General features: G+C 66.7%; 2 protein-coding genes. Both read right to left on the minus strand.

Annotated elements, in window-relative coordinates; translation table 11 throughout:
• Positions 1-390: alpha-amylase family glycosyl hydrolase (locus tag ACFYZJ_RS39350; RefSeq protein WP_388577205.1), on the minus strand; the 390-nt coding region annotated here is incomplete at its 3' end.
• Positions 387-1,901, minus strand: a 1,515-nt coding sequence (locus ACFYZJ_RS39355; RefSeq protein WP_388577208.1) for an alpha-1,4-glucan--maltose-1-phosphate maltosyltransferase, incomplete at its 5' end; no start/stop codon positions are given. The genes ACFYZJ_RS39350 and ACFYZJ_RS39355, both read right to left, overlap by 4 nt.

The following is a 1,901-nucleotide window of genomic DNA, read 5'->3' on the forward strand; positions in this document are numbered from 1 at the left end:
CTGGAACCACGGGTGCTGGTCGCTGGTGTGGTTCATCACGAAGTCGATGATCACGCGCATGCCCCGCTGGTGGGCGGCGTCGACGAACTCCACGAAGTCCGCCAGGTCCCCGAACTCCGGCAGCACCGCCGTGTAGTCGGAGACGTCGTAACCACCGTCCCTGAGCGGCGACTTGAAGAACGGCGGCAGCCACAGGCAGTCGATGCCCAGCCACTGCAGGTAGTCCAGTTTCGCGGTCAGCCCCTTCAGGTCGCCCACGCCGTCACCGTTGCTGTCCTGGAAGGACCTGACCAGGACCTCGTAGAAGACGGCACGCTTGAACCACTCCGGGTCGCGCTCCGCGGCGGGAGTGTCCTCGAAGGTGTCCGGAACGGGCTCGTTGACGATCATCGTGTGGGTGACCCTCCGATCTGCGGTGAGGACGGTCGCAGGACGGTCAGCACGTGCGCGGGGCTATCGCCCGGCGTGAGACGTACATAGTTGGCCCTGCCCCAGTGATGGATGACACCGGTGAGCTCGTCGCGCACCGGGACGGTCTCGTGCCAGTCGAGGCCGAGTCGCGGCATGTCCAACGAGACCGTCGCCTCCTGGGTGTGGTGGGGGTCGAGGTTCACGACCACCAGAACCGTGTTCGAACCCGAACGCTTGGAGTAGACGATCACCGCGTCCTTGTCCGCGTGGTGGAAGTGCAGATCCCGCAGCTGCCGCAACGCCGGACTGTTCCGGCGGATCTCGTTCAGCCTGGTGATCAGGGGCGCGATGCTGCGTCCCTCGCGTTCGGCCGCTTCCCAGTCGCGGGGCTTGAGCTGGTACTTCTCCGAGTCCAGGTACTCCTCGCTGCCCTCCCGCAGCGGCACGTTCTCGCACAACTCGTACCCGCTGTAGACACCCCAGGTCGGCGACAGCGTCGCCGCCAGCACCGCCCGCACCTCGAACGCGGGCCGCCCCCCGTGCTGCAGATACGCATGCAGGATGTCCGGCGTGTTCACGAAGAAGTTCGGCCGCATGTACGCCGCCGCCTCACCGCAGAGCTCGCTCAGATACTCCGTCAGCTCCTGCTTCGAGTTCCGCCACGTGAAATACGTGTAGGACTGCTGGAACCCGATCTTCGCCAGCGTGTGCATCATCGCCGGCCGCGTGAACGCCTCCGCCAGGAAGACCACATCCGGATCCGTGGCGTTGATGTCCCCGATCACCCGCTCCCAGAACACCACCGGCTTGGTGTGCGGATTGTCCACCCGGAAGATCCGCACCCCATGCCCCATCCAGAACCGCAGCACCCGCAGCGTCTCCGCCACCAGCCCGTCCATGTCCGCATCGAAATGGACCGGATAGATGTCCTGGTACTTCTTCGGCGGATTCTCCGCATACGCGATCGACCCGTCCGGCCGGTGCCGGAACCACTCCGGATGCTTGTCCACCCACGGATGATCCGGCGAACACTGCAACGCGAAATCCAGGGCCACCTCCAGCCCCACCTCCCGCGCCCGACCCACGAACCAGTCGAAATCCTCGATCGTCCCCAGATCCGGGTGCACCGCGTCATGGCCGCCCTCCGGCGACCCGATCGCCCACGGCACCCCCACATCCCCCGGCCCCGCCGACAACGCGTTGTTCGGCCCCTTGCGGAACGTCGTCCCGATCGGATGGACCGGCGGCAGATACACCACGTCGAAACCCATCCCCGCGATCACCGGCAACCGCCGCGCCGCCGTCCGGAACGTGCCGTGCGGCCGCTCCGGCGTCCCCTCCGACCGCGGGAAGAACTCGTACCACGACCCGAACAACGCCCGCTCCCGCTCCACCACCAACGGCAACGGATCCGAGGACGTCACCAGTTCACGCAACGGATACCGCGCCAGCACCGCATCCACCTCGGGCGTCAACGCCGCCGCGAGACG

The sequence above is a fragment of the Streptomyces sp. NPDC001848 genome (assembly GCF_042891915.1).
In the GTDB taxonomy this organism is placed as follows: domain Bacteria; phylum Actinomycetota; class Actinomycetes; order Streptomycetales; family Streptomycetaceae; genus Streptomyces.